The sequence below is a fragment of the Pseudotamlana agarivorans genome (genome assembly GCF_018860245.1).
In the GTDB taxonomy this organism is placed as follows: Bacteria; Bacteroidota; Bacteroidia; order Flavobacteriales; family Flavobacteriaceae; genus Pseudotamlana; species Pseudotamlana agarivorans_A.
On record NZ_JAHKPD010000023.1, the window covers coordinates 61,068 to 83,564 of the forward strand.

The following is a 22,497-nucleotide window of genomic DNA, read 5'->3' on the forward strand; positions in this document are numbered from 1 at the left end:
GAATTATTAGTTACGAAATTCTCAGCGAAAACGTTTGCGTGTTAGTAACTTTTTGTTTTTGCTGTGATATTTCGCTTTTAAACTGAGAATTTATTAAAAACGGATTAAAATTGCAATTAAACTGATATCTTTACTTTAACAAAAATCTATTCATGAAACGTAAAATAACCTTAAAGCAGATAGCTAAAGAATTAGATGTGTCTATAGGCACGGTGTCCAAAGCCTTAAGGAATAGTCAAGAAATTAGTGAAGAAACAAAAGAAAAGATACAAGCTTTTGCTAAATATTATAACTACAGACCTAATAACATTGCGTTAAGTCTAAAGAATAGAAAAACCAAAACTATAGGAGTAATTATTCCTGAAATTGTACACCACTTTTTTACTAAAGTTATTCAAGGAATTGAGCATTTGGCCAATAAAAAAGGCTATAATGTGATTATTGGATTATCTAATGAATCGTTTGATAAAGAGGTGATTAACATGGAGATGTTAGCCAGCGGAAGTATTGATGGTTTTATTATGTCCATTTCTAAGCAAACCTTATTAAAACAAGATTATCATCATTTAAATGAAACTATTAATCAAGGGATGCCTATCGTGATGTTTGATCGTGTGGTAAGTGAAATTCGCTGTGATAAGGTAATTATTGATGATGTTGAAGCCGCTAAGAAAGCAGTAAATAAACTTGTAGCAAATAACTGTAAGCATATTGCCTTGATAACTACCATGGATTATATAAGTGTGGGTAGGTTAAGAACTCAAGGGTATATTGAAGCTTTAAATAAGCACGAAATTACGACGGAGGCTGAGCTAATTTTAAAAGTAGATGACAAATTAGTTTCAGAAGACTATATAGATGTATTAGAGAAAGAAATTAAAACCTTGTTTTTAATGAATCCTCAAATTGATGGTGTGTTTGCAGTTAATGAACTCTATGCTGTTACGGCTATGAAAGTGGCTAGGAATTTAGGAAAACGTATTCCTGAAGACATTCAAGTTATTGGTTTTACCGATGGTGTTTTATCAAGACATGCAACACCGAGTTTAACAACTGTAACACAATATGGGCATAAAATAGGGGAGGTTGCAGCCTCATTAATCATCGAAAAAATAGAGAGTGAATCTCCGGAAGACCCTGTAAGAACGGTAGTTATAGAGACAGAATTGATTGAAAGAGAATCAACAAAATAAAAATTAACATGGTCAAATAGAAATCTTTTGTATATTTGCCCCAGATCAAGACTTATATTTTTACTTCTCAGGTAATAAAGTTTTGATAAGTATTTTTTCCGCTTATCAATAGTATTCATTTTAAATATACTATTAATGAAAAAGCGCGCCCTTAGTTTCTGGGAAATTTGGAACATGAGTTTCGGTTTTCTGGGAATACAATTCGGATTTGCATTACAAGGAGGCTTTATGTCTCGAATATTTCAAACACTAGGAGCTGATAAAGAGGCTATTCCATTGTTATGGATTGCTGCACCTTTAACAGGTTTATTGGTTCAGCCTATTATAGGTTATATGAGTGACCGCACGTGGAGTCCGCGTTGGGGTCGTCGTAGACCTTACTTTCTAATAGGCGCTATTTTAAGTTCCATAGCTTTACTTATTGTACCGCATTCACCAGCATTATGGGTGGCGGCCGGTTTTTTATGGATTCTTGATGCTTCAATAAATGTTTCTATGGAACCCTTTAGAGCGCTGGTTGCCGATAAATTGCCAGATTCACAACGCTCGTATGGTTTTGTTGTTCAAACTTTAATAATTGGTATTGGAACTTGGGTTGCAAGTAATTTACCTTGGATGGTTTCGCAACTTGGTGTGAGTGATTCAGCCCCTATGGGCGTGGTACCTATGTCGGTAAAAGTGGCTTTTGGAATTGGAGCTGTGGTGTTTTTAGCTAGTATTTTATATACTGTGTTTACAACTACTGAATATCCGCCAGAGGACATGAAGGCTTTCGAAGAAGAAAAAGCTAAGAAAAATCAATTCGTTTCAGACATCATGAATAATATTGGCAACATGCCAACAACTATGAAGAAACTAGGATTGATTCAGTTTTTTAGTTGGTTTGCCTTTTTTACCATGTGGAGTTTAGCCAATCCAGCCTTAACGGAGCATGTATTTCATACACCAGCACCTATAGAATCGGCTTACGATTTAGCTATTCCAGCTCAAGCGGAAGCTTTTGATGTGGCAAATACAGCTTTTCAAAAAGCATCGAATTTGGTGGGATCTTCTATGGGAATCTACGGTTTGTCATCTATGGCATTTGCACTGGTTTTAGCTTTTTATACGTCCAAAAAACGCATTAATAGAAAGTATGTTCATATGTTTTCTCTTATTATGGGCGGTATAGGTTTCTTAAGTATGTACTATGTGCCTTCTCCAGAATTTCTAAAGTATTCATTCATTCTAGTAGGAATCGCTTGGGGGAGTATTTTGTCTATGCCGTATGCGATGTTATCAAGCTCTGTAAATCCCAATAAAATGGGTGTTATCATGGGGATATTCAACATGTTTATTGTGATGCCGCAAATTATTGCAGCCATTGGAGGCATCAACTTTATTTCCAATTTAATAGGTGAAGAAGCGATTAACGCCATGTTAGTTGCAGGATTAAGTTTAATTATTGCAGGACTCTGTAATTTATTGATTACAGATAAAAATGCCATTTCATATCAACCAGAATTAGAACAGTAATGAAAAGAAAAGGATTTATTTTCGATTTAGACGGTGTCATCGTAGACACTGCAAAGTACCACTTCTTGGCATGGAAGAACCTAGCCAATAGTTTAGGGTTCGATTTTACCGAAGCACAGAACGAGCAACTTAAAGGTGTAAGTCGTGTAGACTCACTAAATAAAATTTTGGCCTGGGGAAATACAACGGTTTCCGAAGAGAAATTCCAAGCACTCATGACCCTGAAAAATGATGAGTATCTAGGTTATATTGATAAAATGGGTGATTCAGAAATTTTAGTAGATGTTCCAAAGGTTTTAGATTTTTTAATCGCTAACAATCAGGGGGTTTCTTTGGGTTCAGCCAGTAAAAATGCCAGACGTATTTTAGAAAAAGTAAACTTGATTTCCAAGTTTGAAACCATTGTGGATGGTAATGATGTCACTAAAGCCAAACCAGATCCAGAAGTGTTTTTAAATGCAGCAGCTTCTATTCATTGTAATCCAGAAGATTGTGTTGTTTTTGAAGATTCTGTGGCAGGTGTGCAGGCAGCAAATACAGCCAACATGATTTCCATCGGTATTGGAAGTAAAGATGTGTTACATGAAGCCGATTATATTTTTAACGATTTCAGTGAAATTTCAGAACACTTTTTAAACGAATTAATTTATAAATAGAAAAAAAGGGATTAAAAGTGCGATTAAAAGGCTTTCAAGATGATTGAAGTCAAATGTTCTTTTTAATTCTTATTTATCCAAAATAAAAAATGAATCAAGATTATATAAAACCAGATAACTGGTCGATTATTGAAGAGGGATTTGATGTAGACCGTGTTAAATCGTCAGAAAGTTTATTCAGTATTGGAAACGGTGCCATGGGGCAACGTGCTAATTTTGAAGAACATTATTCCGGACCAACGTTTCAAGGAAGTTATATCGCTGGAATATATTATCCAGATAAAACACGCGTAGGATGGTGGAAAAATGGCTATCCTGAATATTTTGCTAAAGTATTAAATGCACCTAGCTGGATTGGTATTAATGTATTTGTGAACGCCAATACGTTAGATTTATTCACATGTAAAAACATTACCGATTTTAAGCGTGAATTAAATATGAAAGAAGGTTGGTTGTCTAGAAGCTTCAAAGCAACCATGCCCAACGATGTTGAGGTTTTAGTGGAAACAAAACGTTTTTTGAGTGTTGATTTAGATGAAGTAGGGGCCATTGAATTTCATATCACACCTTTAAATGGTGGTGCTGAAATAACTTTTGAACCTTATTTAGACTCTAGTATTACCAATGAAGATACCAACTGGGATGATAAATTTTGGGAAACTACCGCAGTCACTCAAAATGGAAATCAAGCGTTTATAGAAGCTCACACCATGAAAACGCAATTCCATACCTGTACTTTTATGGAGTCTAAATGCGCCTTAGCAGGTGAGCCTTTAGATATTGAGCCAAAAGTTACGCATTTAGAAACGCGTATTGGTTTCGAATACACTACGAAAGTTAAAGCCAACGAAACTTTTTCGATAAATAAATTTGGAGGATATGTAGTCGACAGAAACCATGATAAAAAACAATTGTTGAATGCTGCCAAAGCTGTGCTCTCTCAAGCCGTTGAACTTGGTTTTGATGCTTTGTTGAACAAACAAAAAGAAGCTTGGGCTAAAATTTGGGATATGGCCGATATTACCATTTCTGGTGATGTCAAAGCACAGCAAGGTATTCGCTTTAATATCATGCAATTAAATCATACCTATTTAGGGAAAGATGCTACTTTAAATATTGGGCCAAAAGGTTTTACAGGTGAAAAGTACGGTGGCAGTACTTACTGGGATACCGAAGCGTATTGTATTCCGTTTTACATGGCAACTAAAGATCAAAAAGTAGCACGTAATTTGTTGGAATACCGTTATAATCATTTAGATCGTGCCATCGAAAATGCTGAGAAACTCGGATTTACTAATGGTGCAGCCTTGTATCCCATGGTAACCATGAATGGAGAAGAGTGCCATAACGAATGGGAAATCACTTTCGAAGAAATTCATAGAAACGGGGCTATTTCTTATGCCATTTTTAACTACTACCGTTACACCAACGATTATAGTTATATCCCAGAAAAGGGCTTAGAAGTTTTAATTGGGATTGCTCGTTTTTGGCAACAACGTGCTACGTTATCTGCTGCGCATGATAAATATGTCATCTTAGGAGTAACAGGGCCTAATGAATACGAAAACAACGTCAATAATAATTTTTACACCAATTATATAGCAAAATGGTGTATCGATTATGCCTTAGAAAATATTGAAAAGGTTGCTAAAGAATACCCTTCAGATAACAAAAGAATTGAAGCTAAAGTCAAGCTTACTGAAGCTGAATTAGAACAGTGGAAAGCTGTTGCCGGAAATATGTATTTTCCGTATTCAGAGAAATACCAAGTGTATTTGCAACAAGACGGTTTTCTTGATAAAGAATTAATCACCGTAGCCGATCTTGATAAAGCATCTAGACCGATTAATCAAAAATGGTCATGGGATCGTATTTTACGTTCACCATACATTAAACAAGCAGATACCTTGCAAGGATTCTACTTTTTTGAAGACGATTTTACTACAGAAGAATTAGAACGTCATTTCGATTTCTACGAGCCGTTTACAGTTCATGAAAGTTCACTATCACCTTGTGTGCATAGTATTCAGGCTGCAAAATTAGATCGTATGGATCAGGCTTATGAATTCTATTTGCGTACCTCACGTTTAGATTTAGACGATTATAACAAAGAAGTAGAAGAAGGTTTACATATTACTTCAATGGCAGGAACATGGATGAGTATTGTTGAAGGTTTTGGAGGCATGCGTGTAAAAGACAATAGCTTGTCTTTTGATCCTAAAATTCCAGAACAGTGGGATGGTTATTCGTTTAAAGTGAATTTCAGAAATCAAATACTTAAAGTTGATGTCACTAAGGAAGAAACGACCTTTACTTTAGAAAGAGGAAGTGCATTAACCATAACTTGTAAAGACAAACCTTTAACATTAAAAGCAACCGAATCTCAGGTATTGAATAGTTAAAAAAACACTGATTATCCGTAATGTGACATAATTGTTATCGTCAACCTGAACTTGTTTCAGGTTCTCATCACAATATATTAATTATCAGCTTTATGAGATTCCGAAATAAATTCGGAATGACGTAAATACAATGTTTAGGTTACAAAACGGATATACAAAAAAAAATTATTAATAAAAAAAATAGGACTTATGAAATCAGTAATATTAACCTTAGGGCTTTTGTTTTCAGTGGTTTGTTTAACTCATGGGCAGGACTTAAAATCTCCCAATGGTGATTTAAACATGCATTTTGAACTAAAAAAAGATGGTACACCAACTTATAAATTGCATTATAAAAATAAGGCGGTTGTTAAAACCAGTGCTTTAGGTTTAGAGTTGAAGGATGATAACAAATCGCTATTGGATGATTTTACGATTTCAAAAACCGAAACAGCCACGTTTAATGAAACTTGGAAACCTGTTTGGGGTGAAGAAGAATCAATTCGTAATCACTATAACGAATTGGCAGTCACCTTAACTCAAAAGGAAACCGAACGCGTTATGATTGTTCGTTTTCGTTTGTTTGATGAAGGTTTAGGCTTTCGATACGAATTTCCTGCACAGAAAAACTTGGTGTACTTTACCATTAAGGAAGAGCGCAGCGAATTTGCAATGACTGGCGATCATACGGCATTTTGGATTCCTGGAGATTATGATACTCAAGAGTATGATTATACAGAATCTAAACTTTCGGAAATTCGTGGTTTTTATGAAGGGGCTGTTACCGAAAATTTATCACAAACCTCTTTTTCTCCAACAGGAGTACAAACCTCACTAATAATGAAAACCGACGATGGGTTGTATTTAAATTTGCATGAAGCGGCTTTAATTAATTATTCTTGCATGCATCTTAATTTGGATGATAAAAACATGGTTTTTCAGTCATGGTTAACCCCAGATGCTAACGGCGATAAAGGTTATATGCAAGCGCCTGCAAAGTCACCTTGGCGAACGATTATGGTGAGTGACGATACTCGTGATATATTAGCATCAAAAATGACCTTGAACTTGAATGATCCTTGCGCTATTGAAGATACTTCATGGATTAAACCAGTAAAATATATTGGTGTTTGGTGGGAAATGATTACAGGAAAAGGCGCTTGGCAATATACAGACGAATTGCCAGCAGTGCAATTAGGAGTTACAGATTATTCTAAGGTGACACCTAATAAAACACATTCAGCCAATAATACCAAAGTAAAACGTTACATTGATTTTGCTTCAGAACATGGCTTTGATGCCGTATTGGTTGAAGGTTGGAATGTAGGTTGGGAAGATTGGTTTGGGCATTCTAAAGATTATGTTTTCGATTTTGTAACGCCTTATCCAGATTTTAATGTTGAAGAAATTCACGCCTATGCCAAATCTAAAGGCATTGAAATGATGATGCATCATGAAACTTCTGCTTCTGTAAGAAACTATGAACGCCATATGGACGAAGCGTATCAGTTTATGAATGATCACGGTTATAAATCTGTAAAAAGTGGTTACGTAGGCGATATTTTACCACGTGGTGAAAACCATTATAACCAGTGGATTGTAAATCATTATCAATATGCTATTGAAAAAGCAGTAGATTATAAAATTATGGTAAATGCGCACGAAGCGGTACGTCCAACCGGTATTTGTAGAACTTATCCAAACTTAATAGGAAACGAATCGGCTAGAGGTACAGAGTATCAATCTTTTGGTGGGTCTAAACCAAATCATGTCACGGTTTTACCTTTCACACGTTTAATCGGAGGACCTATGGATTATACGCCAGGTATTTTTGAAATGGATATTTCTAAATTAAATCCTGAAAATAATTCACACGTAAACAGCACAATTGCTAATCAATTAGCCTTGTATGTTACGATGTACAGTCCGTTGCAAATGGCAGCCGATTTACCTGAACATTACGAACAGTTTATGGATGCCTTTCAGTTTATAAAAGATGTGGCCATCGATTGGGATGAAAGCAAATATTTAGAAGCCGAACCTGGTCATTATATTACTGTAGCTCGTAAAGAAAAAGGAAGTAATAATTGGTTCGTTGGAAATGTAAACGGCAACGATACGAGAACGTCTAACATTTCTTTAGATTTCTTAGAAAAAGGAAAAAAATACGAAGCGATCATTTATGCCGATGCTAAAGATGCGCATTATAGAACAAACCCGCAGGCCTACACCATCAACAAAAAGAAAGTGACAAGTAAAACGAAGCTTTCGCAAGTGTCTGTGCCTGGTGGTGGCTACGCTATTAGTATCAAAGAAGTGAAATAAATTAAATATTTTCTTTTTAGAAGAAAGTTGTAAACCCTCATAAATATTGGTTATGCAAATAAATGGAAACTACATAAAATGCTGTAAACAAAGGCTTGTTTTAGGCTTGTTAATCGTTTTTAGCTTGGCTTTAAACGCGCAAACCATACGTGTTGATCCATCAAATTGGTGGGTGGGATTTCAAAATCCGGAATTACAATTGTTAGTGCACGCTCCTAAAATAGGAGAAACCACACCTAAAATTAATTATGAAGGAGTAAGCATTAAAAAAACACATCAAGCGCATAGTTCGAATTATTTATTCATCGATTTAGAGATTGATAAATCAGCAAAAGCAGGACAGTTTGAGATTGTTTTTAAACCGAAGAAAGGCAAAAATATAGTTTATACGTATGAATTAAAATCCAGAGACAAATCCGCGGAAGCGTACGTAGGATTTAATAGTAGTGATGCTATTTATTTAATCACACCTGATCGTTTTGCTAATGGCGATACATCAAATGATGTTGTTAAAAGCATGAACGAAAAAGTGTTAGATCGTAAAAATGATTACGGCAGGCATGGTGGTGATATTCGTGGTATAATCAATAATCTGGATTACATACATGGTTTAGGTTTTACAGCTATTTGGCCTACACCTATGCTAACCAACGATATGCCAAGTTCGTCTTACCATGGTTATGCGATGACGGATTTTTATCAAGTTGATCCGCGTTTTGGTACTTTAGATGAATACATTGAATTGTCTCAAGAAATGAATGAGCGTGGTTTAAAACTGATTATGGATATGGTTGCAAATCACTGCGGAAGCGAACATTGGTGGATGAAAGATTTGCCTTTTGAAGACTGGCTAAACCAACAAAAAACATTCGAAAACAAAGGGGAGCTTAAAAATTCGAATCACAGACGAACTACAAATCAGGATGTATACGCTTCAAAAATTGATAAAAAGGAAATGACTGAAGGTTGGTTTGTGCCTTCAATGCCAGATTTAAATCAGAAGAACCCTTTTATGGCAAAATACATCATCCAAAATAATATTTGGTGGATAGAAACCTTAAGCCTTGGAGGTATTCGTCAAGATACTTATCCTTACCCCGATAAATATTTTATGAGTGATTGGGCTGGGGCTATCATGACAGAATATCCTAATTTTAGTATTGTGGGTGAAGAGTGGAGTGTGAATCCGTTATTGGTACGTTACTGGCAAACAGGAACACCAAATAAGGAAGGCTATGAATCACATTTAACGTCTACTATGGATTTTCCAATGCAAGAAAATATTGTGAAGGCTTTAAATGAAAAAGAAGATTGGGGTACTGGTTTGGTGAAAATGTATGAAGGTTTGGCAGACGATTTTGTGTATACAAAGCCTGAGTCTATTTTAATTTTTCCAGACAATCATGATATGGATCGCATATTCACGCAACTCAAGGAAGATGTAACTCATACTAAAATGGCGTTAAGTTATATGTTTTTAATGCCTCGAATTCCCCAATTGTATTATGGTACCGAAATTTTAATGCAGAATACGGCAAAACCTCACGATCATGGTTTAATAAGAACCGATTTCCCTGGTGGATGGGAAGGCGATGCGGTGAATGCTTTTTCTGGACATGGCTTAAGCAAAGATCAAGCGAGCATGCAGGATTTTGTGCAGAAGGTACTTAATTATAGAAAAGATAGTAAAGCCATTCATGAAGGTGAAACCATTCATTTTGCACCCGAAAATGGTGTGTATGTTTTGGCTCGAATAGCAGGAGACGAAACGGTAGTCCTCGTATTAAATAGAAATGAAGCAGCTATCGATTTAGACTTAAGTCATTATAAAGAATTAGGTTTAGAAGGAAAATCTTTAAAAAATATGATATCGGGTGCACCAGTAAAATGGGGTTCCCATTTAAAGTTATCAGAAAAAGGAATGCTCTTGTTGACCTCAAAATAAAATACCATGTTTAAATTTCGAATAATACTTATTGCACTTACTTTAGCAGCATTTGTTGGTTGCCAGACTAACAAGAAAGAATCCCTTAAAAAGAAAGATACGATCGCATCAACAGAATCACCTAAAAAAGCGGTAGTTTATCAAGTGTTTACACGCTTGTTTGGAAACACCAATACCACAAATAAGCCTTGGGGTACCATTGAAGAAAATGGTGTAGGGAAGTTTAATGACTTTACAGATAGGGCTTTAAAAGAAATTAAAGATTTAGGAGTGACTCACATTTGGTACACAGGCGTACCACACCACGCAGTTATTACCGATTACACTAAATATGGTATTTCTAACGACGATCCCGATGTAGTAAAAGGTCGTGCAGGCTCACCTTATGCCGTTAAAGACTACTACAATGTAAATCCAGATTTAGCTGAAGATCCAGCCAAACGCTTAGAGGAATTTGAAGCACTAATCGCGCGTTCACACGAAGCTGGTTTAAAAGTGATTATTGATATTGTTCCTAATCATGTTGCTCGAAAATATGAGAGCATTTCTAAGCCAGAAGGGGTGTCCGATTTTGGTGAAAACGATGATACTGCCGTTGTTTATGACGTGAATAATAATTTTTACTATAACCCAGATGAGGTTTTTATGGTGCCAGAACGACCAAATGGTTATTTGCCTTTAGGTGGTGATAAGAATGCTTTATCCGACGGAAAATTTGAAGAGATTCCTTCAAAATGGACGGGGAATGGTTCGCGTTTATCACAACCAGATCCTAACGATTGGTACGAAACGGTTAAAATTAATTATGGCGTTTCTCCAGAAGGAAACCGTGATTTTGACGTCTTGCCTGATCATTTTGATATGAAAGATTATCAAGCGCATTTCGAATTCTGGAAGGATAAAACAGTGCCAAATTCTTGGGATAAATTTAAAGACATCGCTTTGTATTGGATTGAAAAAGGTGTTGATGGCTTTCGTTACGATATGGCTGAAATGGTTCCTGTGGAATTTTGGAGTTATATGAACTCCACTATTAAAATGAAGAATCCTGATGCTTTTTTATTAGCCGAAGTTTATAATCCGAATTTGTATCGTGATTACATCCGAAAAGGAAAAATGGATTATCTCTATGATAAAGTGCAGCTATATGATACTTTAAAATATGTGATTCAAGGTAAGCGTAAAACCCATAATATTCCAGCGGTTCAAGAAGATTTGAAGGATATTGAGCATCATATGTTGCACTTTCTCGAAAATCATGACGAGCAGCGTATTGCAAGTCCGGAGTTTGCCGGAGATCCTTTAAAAGCAAAACCTGCTATGGTGGTTTCGGCAACAATTAGTTCTTCGCCTACTTTAATTTATTTCGGACAAGAATTTGGGGAGCCTGGAGCAGAAGATTTAGGTTTTGGAGCCCCGTCAAGAACATCAATTTTTGATTATGGAAATGTGCCGAGTGTTAACCGTTGGGTGAACAATAAGCAATTTGATGGCGGGAAATCAACTCCTAAGGAGCTGGAGTTACGCGATTTTTATAAGCGTTTACTAAATTTTACCATTACAAGCGAGGCACTAATGGGAGCGTATCTGGATTTACACGAGTTTAACAAAAACCAAACAGCAAACTATGGCGGAAAACATTTAGCTTTTGCACGTTGGAGTAATAACGAAAAATTGATTGTTGTGGCCAATTTTGATGCCAAATATGGCGCTGAATTTACTTTAAAATTACCAGATGCCCTTATAAATACTTGGCAATTACAATCAGGTGACTATATCCTAGAAGATCAATTAGCTCATGTTTTTAAAACTAAATTAGAGCTTACAAAAGATGGGGCTTCAGCAAAAATCATAGTAAAACCTTTAGAATCTTTTATTTTAAAACTACAGTAAATCATGAGGAAGTTAATTATTGTTTTAAGTGTAGTGTTTATGGGATGTCAAAACAAATCAGAATCAACAGCGAAGGAAGTTATTGATATTCCATTTTCATGGGATGCCGCTACTGTTTATTTTATGTTAACCGATAGGTTCAATAACGCCGATACTTCCAATGATATTAATTTCAACAGAACTGATGAAGCTGGCGTTTTAAGAGGATTTGAAGGTGGAGACCTTAAAGGTGTGATTGAAAAAGTAGCGTCTGGTTACTTTACAGATTTAGGTGTTAATGCCATTTGGATGACACCAATTGTTGAGCAAATTCATGGCGGTACCGATGAAGGTACTGGCGTATCTTATGGCTTTCATGGTTATTGGACTAAAGATTGGACCAACCTAGATCCTAACTTCGGGACAAAAGCAGACTTGAAAAAACTGGTTGAGGTTGCTCACAGCAAAGGAATTCGTATTGTATTAGATGCTGTTATAAACCACACAGGGCCTGTAACCGAAAAAGACCCCGTATGGCCAGACGATTGGGTAAGAACAGGACCTGCTTGCGACTACAAAAATTATGGCCATACCGTACATTGTACTTTGGTGGAAAATCTACCAGATATAAAAACGGAAAGTAATGAGCTTGTAGAGCTTCCAATACAATTGGTTGAAAAATGGAAAGCAGAAGGCCGTTACGAACAAGAAATCACAGAATTAGATGCTTTCTTTAAGCGTACAAAATACCCAAGAGCACCGCGGTTTTATATCATGAAATGGCTTTCCGACTATATTACCGAATTCGGAATTGATGGTTACCGCGTCGATACTGTAAAACATACCGAGCCTTATGTGTGGCAAGAGTTTAGAGAAGTAGTCAATGCTGCTTTTACCGAGTTTAAATCAAATAACCCTGAAAAGGTTTTAGACGATAATGACTTTTACCTAGTTGGGGAAGTTTATAATTATGCCATAAGCCACGAGAAAGCTTTCGATTTTGGAGATAAAAAAGTAAATTATTTTGATAAAGCTTTCAATCAACTCATAAATTTCGAATTTAAGTGGAATGCACAGCAATTGGATTTGGAAAGTATGTTTTCTAAATATGATAGCATACTTCATGGTAATTTAAAAGGTTATAGTGTTTTGAATTATTTGAGTTCTCATGACGACGGACAACCATTCGATCCCATGCGTAAAAAACCTTATGAGACAGCTACCAAATTATTATTGTCTCAAGGTGCCTCTCAAATATATTACGGCGATGAATCAGCAAGAATACTACATGTCGAAGGTGCTGTTGGAGATGCCAACCTACGTTCGTTTATGAACTGGGAGGCTATTAACACAAACACAGAAACACAGTTGGTTTTAAAACATTGGCAAAAATTAGGTCAATTTCGAGTAAAGCATCCTGCTATTGGAGCAGGGCGCCATCAAATGATATCTAAGCTACCTTACGTGTTTTCTCGAAGCTACAATAAGAATAACTTTAAAGATGTCGTTGTTGTTGGTTTAAATCTAGATAAAGGGCTTAAGTCTGTTTCTGTTTCAGAAGTTTTTAAGGAAGGTACAAAAATTAGAGATGCTTATTCTGGAGTAGAATCCATAGTGAAAAACGGGCAGGTTGAGATTGATTCAGGTTTTGATATCCTGCTTCTGGAAGAAAGCTATTAATGTCTTTTGCTGAATTTGTTAAAGCAGGCGATAAGGAATTAAAATAAGTTTCCTTAAAAAATTAACATTTGGATTGCGTAATCTTAAGAGAATTGTAAAGTTTAGATGTAATGCTGTTAAACAAATCTAAATTATTTAACTATAAGCAAGAAAATCATTCTCTTTGTAGTGTAATTAGTTAAAACAAGTACAATCAAAAAGTACCTCCTAAAATTACTTTTTGATCTTAAAATATATTGGTTTAAAAATTATGTTTAGTATAGTTAGTTTGTTAATAAAAAAGCCGGAGTAGTTTACCGGCTTTTTTTATGCAATAATATGTCGTGTGAAATCTGTTAAGCGATAACTGCTACAAACAAACCATCATCGGTTTTTTCAACTTTAGCCAGATTGTGTTTCGTTAACTCTTTAATCGTTTTATCCCATTTTTTATTAGATAAACCAGATTGTGTTTTTAAGTCCGTTAAAGCTAATTTTTCAGCCTTCTTTAACAGGTCTAAAACCGCTTTACCTTCATCACTTAAAGGTACAGCTTTTTTCTCTGGACGCATTTGCGGGAAGAATAATACCTCTTGAATTGATTGGTTGTTTGTTAAAAACATAATTAATCGATCCATGCCAATACCCATTCCAGATGTAGGAGGCATACCGTATTCTAAAGCACGTAAGAAATCATGATCGATAAACTCTGTTGCTTCATCATCACCTTTGGCAGCCAGTTTTAATTGATGCTCAAAACGCTCACGTTGATCTATGGGGTCGTTTAACTCAGAATAAGCATTCGCTATTTCTTTACCACAAACCATAAGTTCAAAACGTTCTGTTAATTCAGGGTTGTCTCGGTGTTCTTTACACAGCGGACTCATTTCTTTTGGATAGTCGGTAATAAAAGTTGGCTGGATGTAGTTGCCTTCACATTTTTCACCAAAAATTTCATCAATCAATTTACCTTTCCCCATCGTTTCATCAACTTCAACACCTAGGTCTTTGGCTGCTTGTCTAATTTCATCTTCCGTTTTACCAGTAATATCAAAACCTGTAAACTCCTTAATAGAATCGGCCATTGTTACTCTAGCGTACGGCGCTTTAAAGTTAATTTCATGTTCGCCAAATTTCGCTACAGTCGATTCGTTTACTACCATAGCACAGTATTCTAATAAACGCTCACAGAAATCCATCATCCAGTTGTAGTCTTTATAAGCTACATAAATTTCCATGGCTGTGAATTCTGGATTATGTGTGCGGTCCATACCCTCGTTTCTAAAGTTTTTAGAAAATTCGTAAACCCCATCAAAACCACCAACAATAAGCCTTTTTAAATAAAGCTCATTGGCAATTCGCATGTATAAAGGAATATCTAAACTATTGTGGTGTGTTACAAACGGACGCGCCGCAGCTCCACCAGGAATAGGTTGTAAAACAGGCGTTTCAACTTCAAAATAACCCGAGTTATTAAAAAATGACCGCATCGCATTAAACAATTTGGTACGCTTTATAAAAACGTCTTTAACATGCGGATTTACTACTAAATCTGCATAACGTTGTCTGTAACGGTGTTCAGGATCTGTAAAAGCATCGAAAACAACGCCATCTTTTTCTTTAGGTAATGGTAATGGTTTTAAAGCCTTACTTAAAAGTGTAAAGTCTTTAACTCTAACCGATTTTTCTCCAACCTTGGTCGTGAATAATTCACCTTCAATTCCAACAAAATCGCCAAAATCTAAAAGTTTTTTAAAAACCTCGTTGTATTTTACTTTGTCGTCACCCGGACAAATTTCATCTCTATTAAAATAAACCTGTATTTTACCTTCGGCATCTTGTAATTGGGCGAAACTGGCTTTTCCTTGTACCTTTATTAGCATTAATCGTCCAGCGATTACAACTTCTTTGCCTTCCTCAAAGTCATTTTTAACTTCTCTAGATGTGTGGTTTACAGGGTATAAATCTGCAGGATATGGGTTAATTCCTAATTCGCGTAATTTTGCTAATTTTTCTCTTCTTACAAGCTCTTGTTCAGATAATTGTGACATACTCTAAATACGGTGTGAAAATTTTTAAGAAGCAAAGATAATCAATTGATTTCCTTTTTTTAACTAATGATTTACGAATTTTTAGGGCGTTCCCACATCCTTCCACTGCGCTCAGGACATGGTCGGGCTATCCGTTGCAATCTTTTTGTTCGTGCCTCTCAAAAAGGATTTCCACTGCTATCCCTAACGCAGCGTGCCGAACGTTAAATTAAATACCTTGTAACATTTCATGTTTGTTTGCGTCTTACTTTTTGGAGACAGGAGATAGGAGTGAAAAATTAAAAATTAATAATGAAAAGTTAAAAGTGAAAAATGTTGAGGGTATTAGAAGTTTCCGAAAGGTTACACGAATAAACGAATCAACAATAAAGTAGAGATTCTTCAGTCGCGCCTCCTTCTGAATGACAAAATTAGTAGTGTGTCATTCCGACGTTAGGAGGAATCTTTTAACAGTTTCGATTACACGAATAAACTAATAGTCAACAGTCAAAAATCATCAACCAATAACCAATAACCAATAACCAAAAACCAATAACCAAAAACCAAATAAAAATGTCATTCTGGAGAGTTTTATTATCTATTATTTGTCCGCCACTAGCCGTTATAGGTAAGGGGTGTGGCTCAGTATTAATCGTTTTTTTATTGTGGCTTTGCGGTTGGGTGCCAGGCGTGATTGCTGCTTTAGTGATTCTAAATAATCCGAAATACGCCAATTAACGGCATAAAAAAAGCCTGAACAATAATTCAGGCCTTTTTATTGATTATAGAAAAAGCTTACTTTTTAAAAGAGGTTAAAACATCTCTTCCTTGTAATTTTCCTTTTTTATTATAAGTTTCTTGCTTCACAACACCCACGCCTTTTGATAGCCAAATTTTAGAATTTGTATGTTTTGATACTAACATTTTTATATCTGTTTTTTGGGTCATCACAACACAATCAAAAGTTCCTGCAGGAGTTGTGACAGATTCTTCGCCAATCACTTTCCTTTCAGAAGTTTCAACATGACAGTTAATGGTCGTTGAAGGCGCGATTATATCTAAATTCAATTCTGAATCAGGTAAAGTTTGACCAACTTTTAAATCGTTAGGCACAATCACATCTGTTCCAGACATTTCCATCTTAATATCTGGATTAGTCATATTTGCTGCAATCTGTTCGCTAATTATCTGGTTCAAGTCCATCGCAATACCGTTGGCTTCACATTTTACGGTATAAGAAGCATTAATTTTTTCTTCACCATCACTAGAAGTTTGCACGGTGTGCACAGTTGCCGTACTAGAAGTCGTGGCGGTCACTTCGTTTTTAGTAATCCAATCCACTTTTCCTTTTTTATCGTAATGTGTGAGTTCATACACAGTGCCCTTATCTAACGGGTAGTAATCACTGCTGCAAGAGCTTTGTGCTTGCGTTGTAAATGAAGCAAAAAGCCCCATAAAAAAGAATAATACACCTATGTTTTTAACAGTGTTTTTCATGACTTAGAATTTTAATGACACTCAAAGTTACTAATTATAAGAATAGACTTAACTGACTTTTGACAGTTTTTTCCCAAGTGCTAACACTTAAAGGGCTCTGTTTTATTGGTTTTTAATAATTACCTTTGCAAACCACAGAACGGAGTGGCCTAGGCAAAGGGCAGATGCTGCTAAACCGTAGTTTGTTTTTCAGATTTAACAAGCGCATCAAACATTGAATCACAATCATAAAGAAGCTGGTGAATAAAGTAGTTGAAATACAAGAATTAGGTCAAAAAGACTATAAGGCGACTTGGGATTACCAGGAAACCATTTTTAAAAGTATTGTAGACCTTAAAATTAAAAATAGAAGAGAAAATACAACACTTGCTACACCAAATTATTTACTATTTGTTGAGCATCCTCACGTTTATACTTTAGGTAAAAGTGGTGATATGTCTAATTTATTATTAGATGAACAACAGCTTACCGCTAAAGGAGCCACATTTTATAAAATAAATAGGGGTGGAGATATTACCTATCATGGTCCCGGACAAATAGTGGGTTACCCTATTTTAGATTTAGAAAACTTCTTTACCGATATTCATAAATACCTACGCCTACTGGAAGAAATGATCATTCTAACCTTAGCTGAATACGGATTAAAATCAGAAAGAAGTCCTGGCGAAACCGGCGTCTGGTTAGATGTAGGAACTCCATTTGCTAGAAAAATTTGCGCCATGGGAGTTCGCGCAAGCCGTTGGGTGACCATGCATGGATTTGCATTAAATGTGAATGCCGATTTGGGGTATTTTGATAATATTATTCCATGCGGTATACGAGGTAAAGCCGTAACGACATTGAATGTAGAATTAGGTATGAAACATGTAGATGAAGCCCAAGTAAAAGAAAAGCTGCTAAAACATTTTAAAGCCCTTTTTGAAGCCGAATACATTTAGCAAAAAACGAGTAACCATACATTTTCATTGTATGCTACTTAATTTCCTGCCAAGATATTAATACCTAACGACTTAACTCCTCCTCAACTCCTTAACTCCTTCAACTACTTAACTACTTCAACTACTTCAACTCCTTAACTCCTTAACTACTTAACTCCTGATCACCCCTCCCCAACCTACTAGCAACTATACTAATTATAAAGATTTGCATGGCGTGAAAGAGCATGAGTGGTAACAGAATTAAACCCACAGGAAAAGTCGCAGGAAATAATATTTCGGCGAAAACAGTTCCGTGAACTAGCGATTTTTTCGTGCCACAGAATTTCGCAGTAATTTGATCTTCCTTGGAGAAATTCAGTGCTTTCGCAACAGAACCAATAATCAAAAAAACACTATAAAACAGAAGAATAAGAAATGCAGCAATGATTAATAGGTCAACAAAGTTTATAGTACTGAAAATATCACCTTCAAAGGAGTGCGCAAAACTTTTATAGATAATTAAAAGGATAACTAATTTATCAAAAGTAGTTAATTGGCTTTTATATTTTAAAGTGAAATTTTTTCCGAAGCGCTGTAAAAGCACACCCAAGGTAACAGGAACTAATATTTTGATAATTAGGTTACCATAAATTGTGGATAAATCAAAATCGGTCGTGCTCTGTGGAATAAAAAGCTCCATCCATAACGGTGTGATTACAATTCCGATAAGGCCAGAAATACTAGCATTAAAAATAGCTGCAGGTACATTCCCTTTAGCGATCGATACCATAACAACAGATGAAGAAACTGTGGAGGGTAAAGCCGCAAGAAAAAGAAAGGATAACCAGAAACTTTCGCCTTCTTCAGTTGAAATAAAAGGTTTTGCCGCAAGAACAATTAAAGGGAAAAGTAAAAATGTAGAAGCTTGAACGATGACGTGCAGTTTCCAATTGTGTAAACCTGATTTAATTTTCTCCGGACTCAGTTTTAATCCGTAAAAGAAAAATATTAAGGAAACACCAATGGTGCCAATTAAATCTAATGGAACAGGGCTAGACTTACTTCCCCATTGCGGAAAGAAATAAGCCAATAGAATGGTTGCAATAATAGCTAATACAAACCTGTCAATTTTCATAAGTGCTTGGTGTGATAAAAGAAAAAACCATTTTCAATTTAAATCAAAAATGGTTCTTTTATTCAAATAATTATAATTTTAAACTAATTAACTGGACCAATTGGTAGAACAACTTTCTTATATAATTCATTAATAACCTGCGCTACTCCTGTATAAATGGCAGACGAACCACAAATAATACCAACGTATCCAGCAATAAGCCCTATGGTCATATTATGAGTGTAATCGCCAAGTGCTAATAAAAAGAATAGAAGTGTTAAGGAGCCAAACACAAATTGAAGCGCACGACTAATTTTAAAAGTACCAATAAATAAGGCCCCTGTGAAAATACCCCACATAACTAAATAGGAAACGAGAGAAGCGTTCTCGGGTGCGTTAGTAAGCCCTGTTTTTGGTAAAATTGCCAATGCAGCAAAGCTTAACCAGAAAAAACCATAAGATGTAAATGCCGTTGTAGCAAAGGTGTTTCCTTTTTTCCATTCCATGATACCAGCAATTACTTGAGCCAATCCACCATAAAATATCCCCATACCTAAGATCATTGAGTCCAGTTCAAAAAGACCTACATTATGCAAATTTAAGAGAACAGTTGTCATTCCGAAGCCTAATAACCCTAGAGGAGCCGGGTTTGCTGTGTTGTCTACTAATTGCGTTGTTTTATTTTCCATTGCATATGTTTTTTAAATGTGAAAATTAGAATCGTTTTAACGTCAGATTTTTTTCACCCGGCAAATTTAGTGAATTTTGAGAGTTTAATATTTTTGAATATGTTAGAAGGAAGTTAAAATAATAATTCGTTTCAAGTCTAAATTAATGGTTTGAAGGTGGTTATAAAATACTGTAAATATGTGAAATTGGTTTGCCAGTCGTCGAATTTTGAAGGTAAAAATCTATCTGTTATCGTTTTTTTCGTACATTTAAAACGATACTAAAAACCACAAATATGAAAAAAACACTAGCTTTATTACTATTTATTCTTTTTCTACTCTTGGCTTGGTTTAGCTGGGGATGGTATAAAGATACCGTAGTATGTTGTGCGGAACCCGCACCAGTTGTTGAGTATGGTCCATTAATTTTTGATTGCTCCACAGGTGAAGTTATCACTAATGATTTATGGCCAGCAAAAAAACAAGAAATTCTTAACGCTAAGATTGAAGGTAAAAAATTACTTATAGTAGGGCCTTATTTTACTGGGGAAACAGAACAAGCCGGGCTTGAACGTGCAGAAAAAGTAAAATCGTTATTTACCGAATTATCAGCAGACGAAGTGGAAATAGACGCAAGAGCTGCCAGCGATTGTGAAATTACTAAAGTTAAAATGCTGCATGAGCTTAAATATAAATGGGTGACTAGAAATGATGATGTTATGGAGAATTTTGGCACCACCATGGTATTTTATAAATACGATTCAGCAGAGGAAGTTTCTAGTGAAAGTGTATTGGCCTATTTTAATGAGTTAGCAACTTTTTTGAAAACATCTGGAGACCATATTTTATTAGTAGGACATACCGATAGTGATGGCGCAGCAGAATACAATGAAGATTTAGGTTTAAAACGTGCTAAAGAGTATAAAGCACACCTCATAGGTTTAGGTGTTGCCGAGGATAAAATTACGGTAGAGTCTAAAGGCGAAACCATGCCTTTAAAACCTAATGATTCCAAAGAAAATAAAAAACTTAACAGACGTGTAGAAATACACATTACCAAATAACATTTAACCAAAAAAAAAATATAATTATGAGATTACTACAAATAAGTACGACTGCTTGCGATGGATCTGATGTCTTTTGGCCTTGGCTTTTATGGCTTTTAGCTGCCTTTCTATTAGGTTTCCTGTTAGGTTGGCTTTTAAAGTCAATTTTTGGATGCGGTGGTAGCGAAGAAAAAGAAACTTATGTTAAACAAGATTTAAAGAAAATTGAAGGCATAGGTCCTAAAATTGAAGGACTACTTAATAATAAAGGTATTATAAGTTACAAACAGCTTTCTAATACGCCAATTGAATTTTTGGAAACTATGCTTGTAGATGCGGGGCCTGCATTTATTACCCACCGTGGTATGACCAGAACTTGGCCAGCACAAGCTAATTTAGCGCACCTAGGCGAGTGGGAAGAATTAAAGAATTGGCAAGATGTTTTAAAAGGAGGCGTTTAATTCGAACCACACTTTATCAACTATACCAAAAAAAAGCCATCTAAATCTATTTTAGATGGCTTTTTGATTGTTGTATTTTGTTATTCAGAACGGGGTAAGACTGAAGAGTTTTCTATGGATTATAAGTTCCTCGTAGCCCCAGAATGATTACATTGATAAATTTTTAGTCTTCGGCATTAAAAAACACCTTGTAATAATGCATTTTCTTCTCATCGTCATAACCACGTTCTAGATATTCCGCGGAAGCGTCAGGGGCATCAATATCAAGTTTAATTTGAATATTGGTATCAAGCTTAATGTCAGTTTTTATTTTGCGTTTCTCTTTAGTGACAACAGACTCGGCAACATCAAATTGATTTCTAATCACGAGGTTCTGTGCGCCTTCAAATTCCTTTTTGTATTCATCAAACTGAAGTTTATGCTTGTCTTCTTCAAAAAGCTCCTCTTTAAAACGTTCTACATTAACAATTTCATTTTCCTTGAAGAAATCAATGGTTTTAGCTAAAAAAGTGTTTTTTTCTTTAGCACCATGATTGGGTTGTATAATTTCGGTTGAAAACTCCTTACAAAGTTCAATATATTGCTGTGTGTGGTTATTGGCATCATCGGCGTATTTGATATTCAGAAAATGATTAATCCAATATTGCGCATCGTAACTGTTGTTGTCTACACTTAATATGATGTTGCCTTCGGTATCACTCTGGTTTAAAATCAGGCAACCTTTATCTACTTTTTTAGAACTTATCCCTTTTTGCACCAACACATCATAACTATGGTCTTCTAAATAGGTTTGAAAGAAATTCACTTTGCTTTCAATTTTGAAGATGCCAACCGCGTTGGTAGTCATGTCTTGGTATTCAATGCCTTCAAACATAACAACCAATACATCTCCAGTTTTTATTTGAGAAGAGTTAGATTGTTCAAATAAGTGTGTTACAATATGTTTTGAAACATCTACGAAGGCTTCTTCATCATTAAATAATTGGGCCGCATAACTATTTATTTCATTTAATGAAATGTTAGAATGGTGATTAAAACGGTAACTCTGTACAACACTTCCAAAAGGCCTTAGTAAAAACGGCAGCATGAGTTCGTAACTGGCTTCATCAAAATCAACGGTTTTATCTGAAAAAGCATTTTTAGTGTCGTTAAATTTATTTCCAACTTTATGAATTATAAATTGAGAAATGGAAGCGTTTTTTCTAGAAATCATTTGTG

At 35.5% G+C, this 22,497-nt stretch carries 17 protein-coding genes; 12 read left to right on the top strand and 5 right to left on the bottom strand.

The features are described from left to right. Positions 1–152: 152 nt before the first annotated feature. From KO493_RS14490 to KO493_RS14525, 8 genes are all read left to right on the top strand, one after another. Entirely contained in the window at positions 153–1,193 is a 1,041-nt protein-coding gene (locus tag KO493_RS14490; protein ID WP_216068702.1) for a LacI family DNA-binding transcriptional regulator, read from the top strand. A 135-nt stretch (positions 1,194–1,328) separates the two neighbouring features. Continuing rightward, the gene (locus KO493_RS14495; protein WP_216068703.1) at positions 1,329–2,708 is read left to right on the top strand and encodes an MFS transporter; all 1,380 of its coding nucleotides are present in this window, start codon (positions 1,329–1,331) and stop codon (positions 2,706–2,708) included. Next, positions 2,708–3,364: a beta-phosphoglucomutase gene (gene pgmB / locus KO493_RS14500; RefSeq protein ID WP_216068704.1), complete on the top strand. Its 657-nt coding sequence runs from the start codon at positions 2,708–2,710 to the stop codon at positions 3,362–3,364. Before KO493_RS14495 ends, pgmB begins: the two co-directional genes overlap by 1 nt. Positions 3,365–3,453: 89 nt before the next feature. Further along, positions 3,454–5,766: a glycoside hydrolase family 65 protein gene (locus tag KO493_RS14505; protein ID WP_216068705.1), complete on the top strand. Its 2,313-nt coding sequence runs from the start codon at positions 3,454–3,456 to the stop codon at positions 5,764–5,766. 189 nt (positions 5,767–5,955) lie between these two features. Next, a complete protein-coding gene (locus KO493_RS14510) occupies positions 5,956–8,070 on the top strand; it encodes a glycoside hydrolase family 97 protein (protein WP_216068706.1) in 2,115 nt (704 codons plus the stop codon). A 52-nt stretch (positions 8,071–8,122) separates the two neighbouring features. Further along, the gene (locus KO493_RS14515; protein ID WP_216068707.1) at positions 8,123–10,015 is read left to right on the top strand and encodes a glycoside hydrolase family 13 protein; all 1,893 of its coding nucleotides are present in this window, start codon (positions 8,123–8,125) and stop codon (positions 10,013–10,015) included. A gap of 6 nt (positions 10,016–10,021) precedes the next feature. Next, positions 10,022–11,908, top strand: coding sequence for an alpha-amylase family protein (locus tag KO493_RS14520; protein WP_216068708.1), 1,887 nt, complete (start codon positions 10,022–10,024; stop codon positions 11,906–11,908). Positions 11,909–11,911: 3 nt separating this feature from the next. Next, entirely contained in the window at positions 11,912–13,567 is a 1,656-nt protein-coding gene (locus KO493_RS14525; protein WP_216068709.1) for an alpha-amylase family glycosyl hydrolase, read from the top strand. 335 nt (positions 13,568–13,902) lie between these two features. Here KO493_RS14525 and lysS read toward each other — a convergent pair whose 3' ends face one another. Continuing rightward, positions 13,903–15,597, bottom strand: a complete 1,695-nt coding sequence (gene lysS, locus KO493_RS14530; RefSeq protein ID WP_216068710.1) for a lysine--tRNA ligase — start codon at positions 15,595–15,597, stop codon at positions 13,903–13,905. 552 nt (positions 15,598–16,149) lie between these two features. On the opposite strand from lysS, the gene KO493_RS14535 reads away from it, so the two are divergent. Further along, positions 16,150–16,314: a YqaE/Pmp3 family membrane protein gene (locus KO493_RS14535; RefSeq protein ID WP_082935990.1), complete on the top strand. Its 165-nt coding sequence runs from the start codon at positions 16,150–16,152 to the stop codon at positions 16,312–16,314. Positions 16,315–16,371: 57 nt separating this feature from the next. Here KO493_RS14535 and KO493_RS14540 read toward each other — a convergent pair whose 3' ends face one another. After that, positions 16,372–17,073, bottom strand: coding sequence for a TapB family protein (locus KO493_RS14540; protein WP_216068711.1), 702 nt, complete (start codon positions 17,071–17,073; stop codon positions 16,372–16,374). 239 nt (positions 17,074–17,312) lie between these two features. Between KO493_RS14540 and lipB the strand changes: the two genes are divergently transcribed. After that, on the top strand, positions 17,313–18,011 hold the full coding sequence (gene lipB / locus KO493_RS14545) for a lipoyl(octanoyl) transferase LipB (protein WP_216068712.1): 699 nt from the start codon (positions 17,313–17,315) through the stop codon (positions 18,009–18,011). A gap of 142 nt (positions 18,012–18,153) precedes the next feature. Here lipB and KO493_RS14550 read toward each other — a convergent pair whose 3' ends face one another. Then, entirely contained in the window at positions 18,154–19,125 is a 972-nt protein-coding gene (locus KO493_RS14550) for a bile acid:sodium symporter family protein (RefSeq protein ID WP_216068713.1), read from the bottom strand. Positions 19,126–19,208: 83 nt separating this feature from the next. Further along, entirely contained in the window at positions 19,209–19,793 is a 585-nt protein-coding gene (locus KO493_RS14555) for an acetate uptake transporter (protein WP_216068714.1), read from the bottom strand. A 275-nt stretch (positions 19,794–20,068) separates the two neighbouring features. On the opposite strand from KO493_RS14555, the gene KO493_RS14560 reads away from it, so the two are divergent. Both KO493_RS14560 and KO493_RS14565 read left to right on the top strand, forming a co-directional pair. Next, positions 20,069–20,836: an OmpA family protein gene (locus tag KO493_RS14560; RefSeq protein WP_216068715.1), complete on the top strand. Its 768-nt coding sequence runs from the start codon at positions 20,069–20,071 to the stop codon at positions 20,834–20,836. Between the two features lie 26 nt (positions 20,837–20,862). Beyond that, positions 20,863–21,279 (top strand): hypothetical protein, encoded by a 417-nt coding sequence (locus KO493_RS14565; protein WP_216068716.1) that lies wholly within the window; start codon positions 20,863–20,865, stop codon positions 21,277–21,279. Between the two features lie 163 nt (positions 21,280–21,442). Here KO493_RS14565 and KO493_RS14570 read toward each other — a convergent pair whose 3' ends face one another. Then, complete coding sequence (locus tag KO493_RS14570; RefSeq protein WP_216068717.1) at positions 21,443–22,492, bottom strand: nucleoid-associated protein; 1,050 nt, start codon at positions 22,490–22,492, stop codon at positions 21,443–21,445. Between the last annotated feature and the right edge of the window lie 5 nt (positions 22,493–22,497).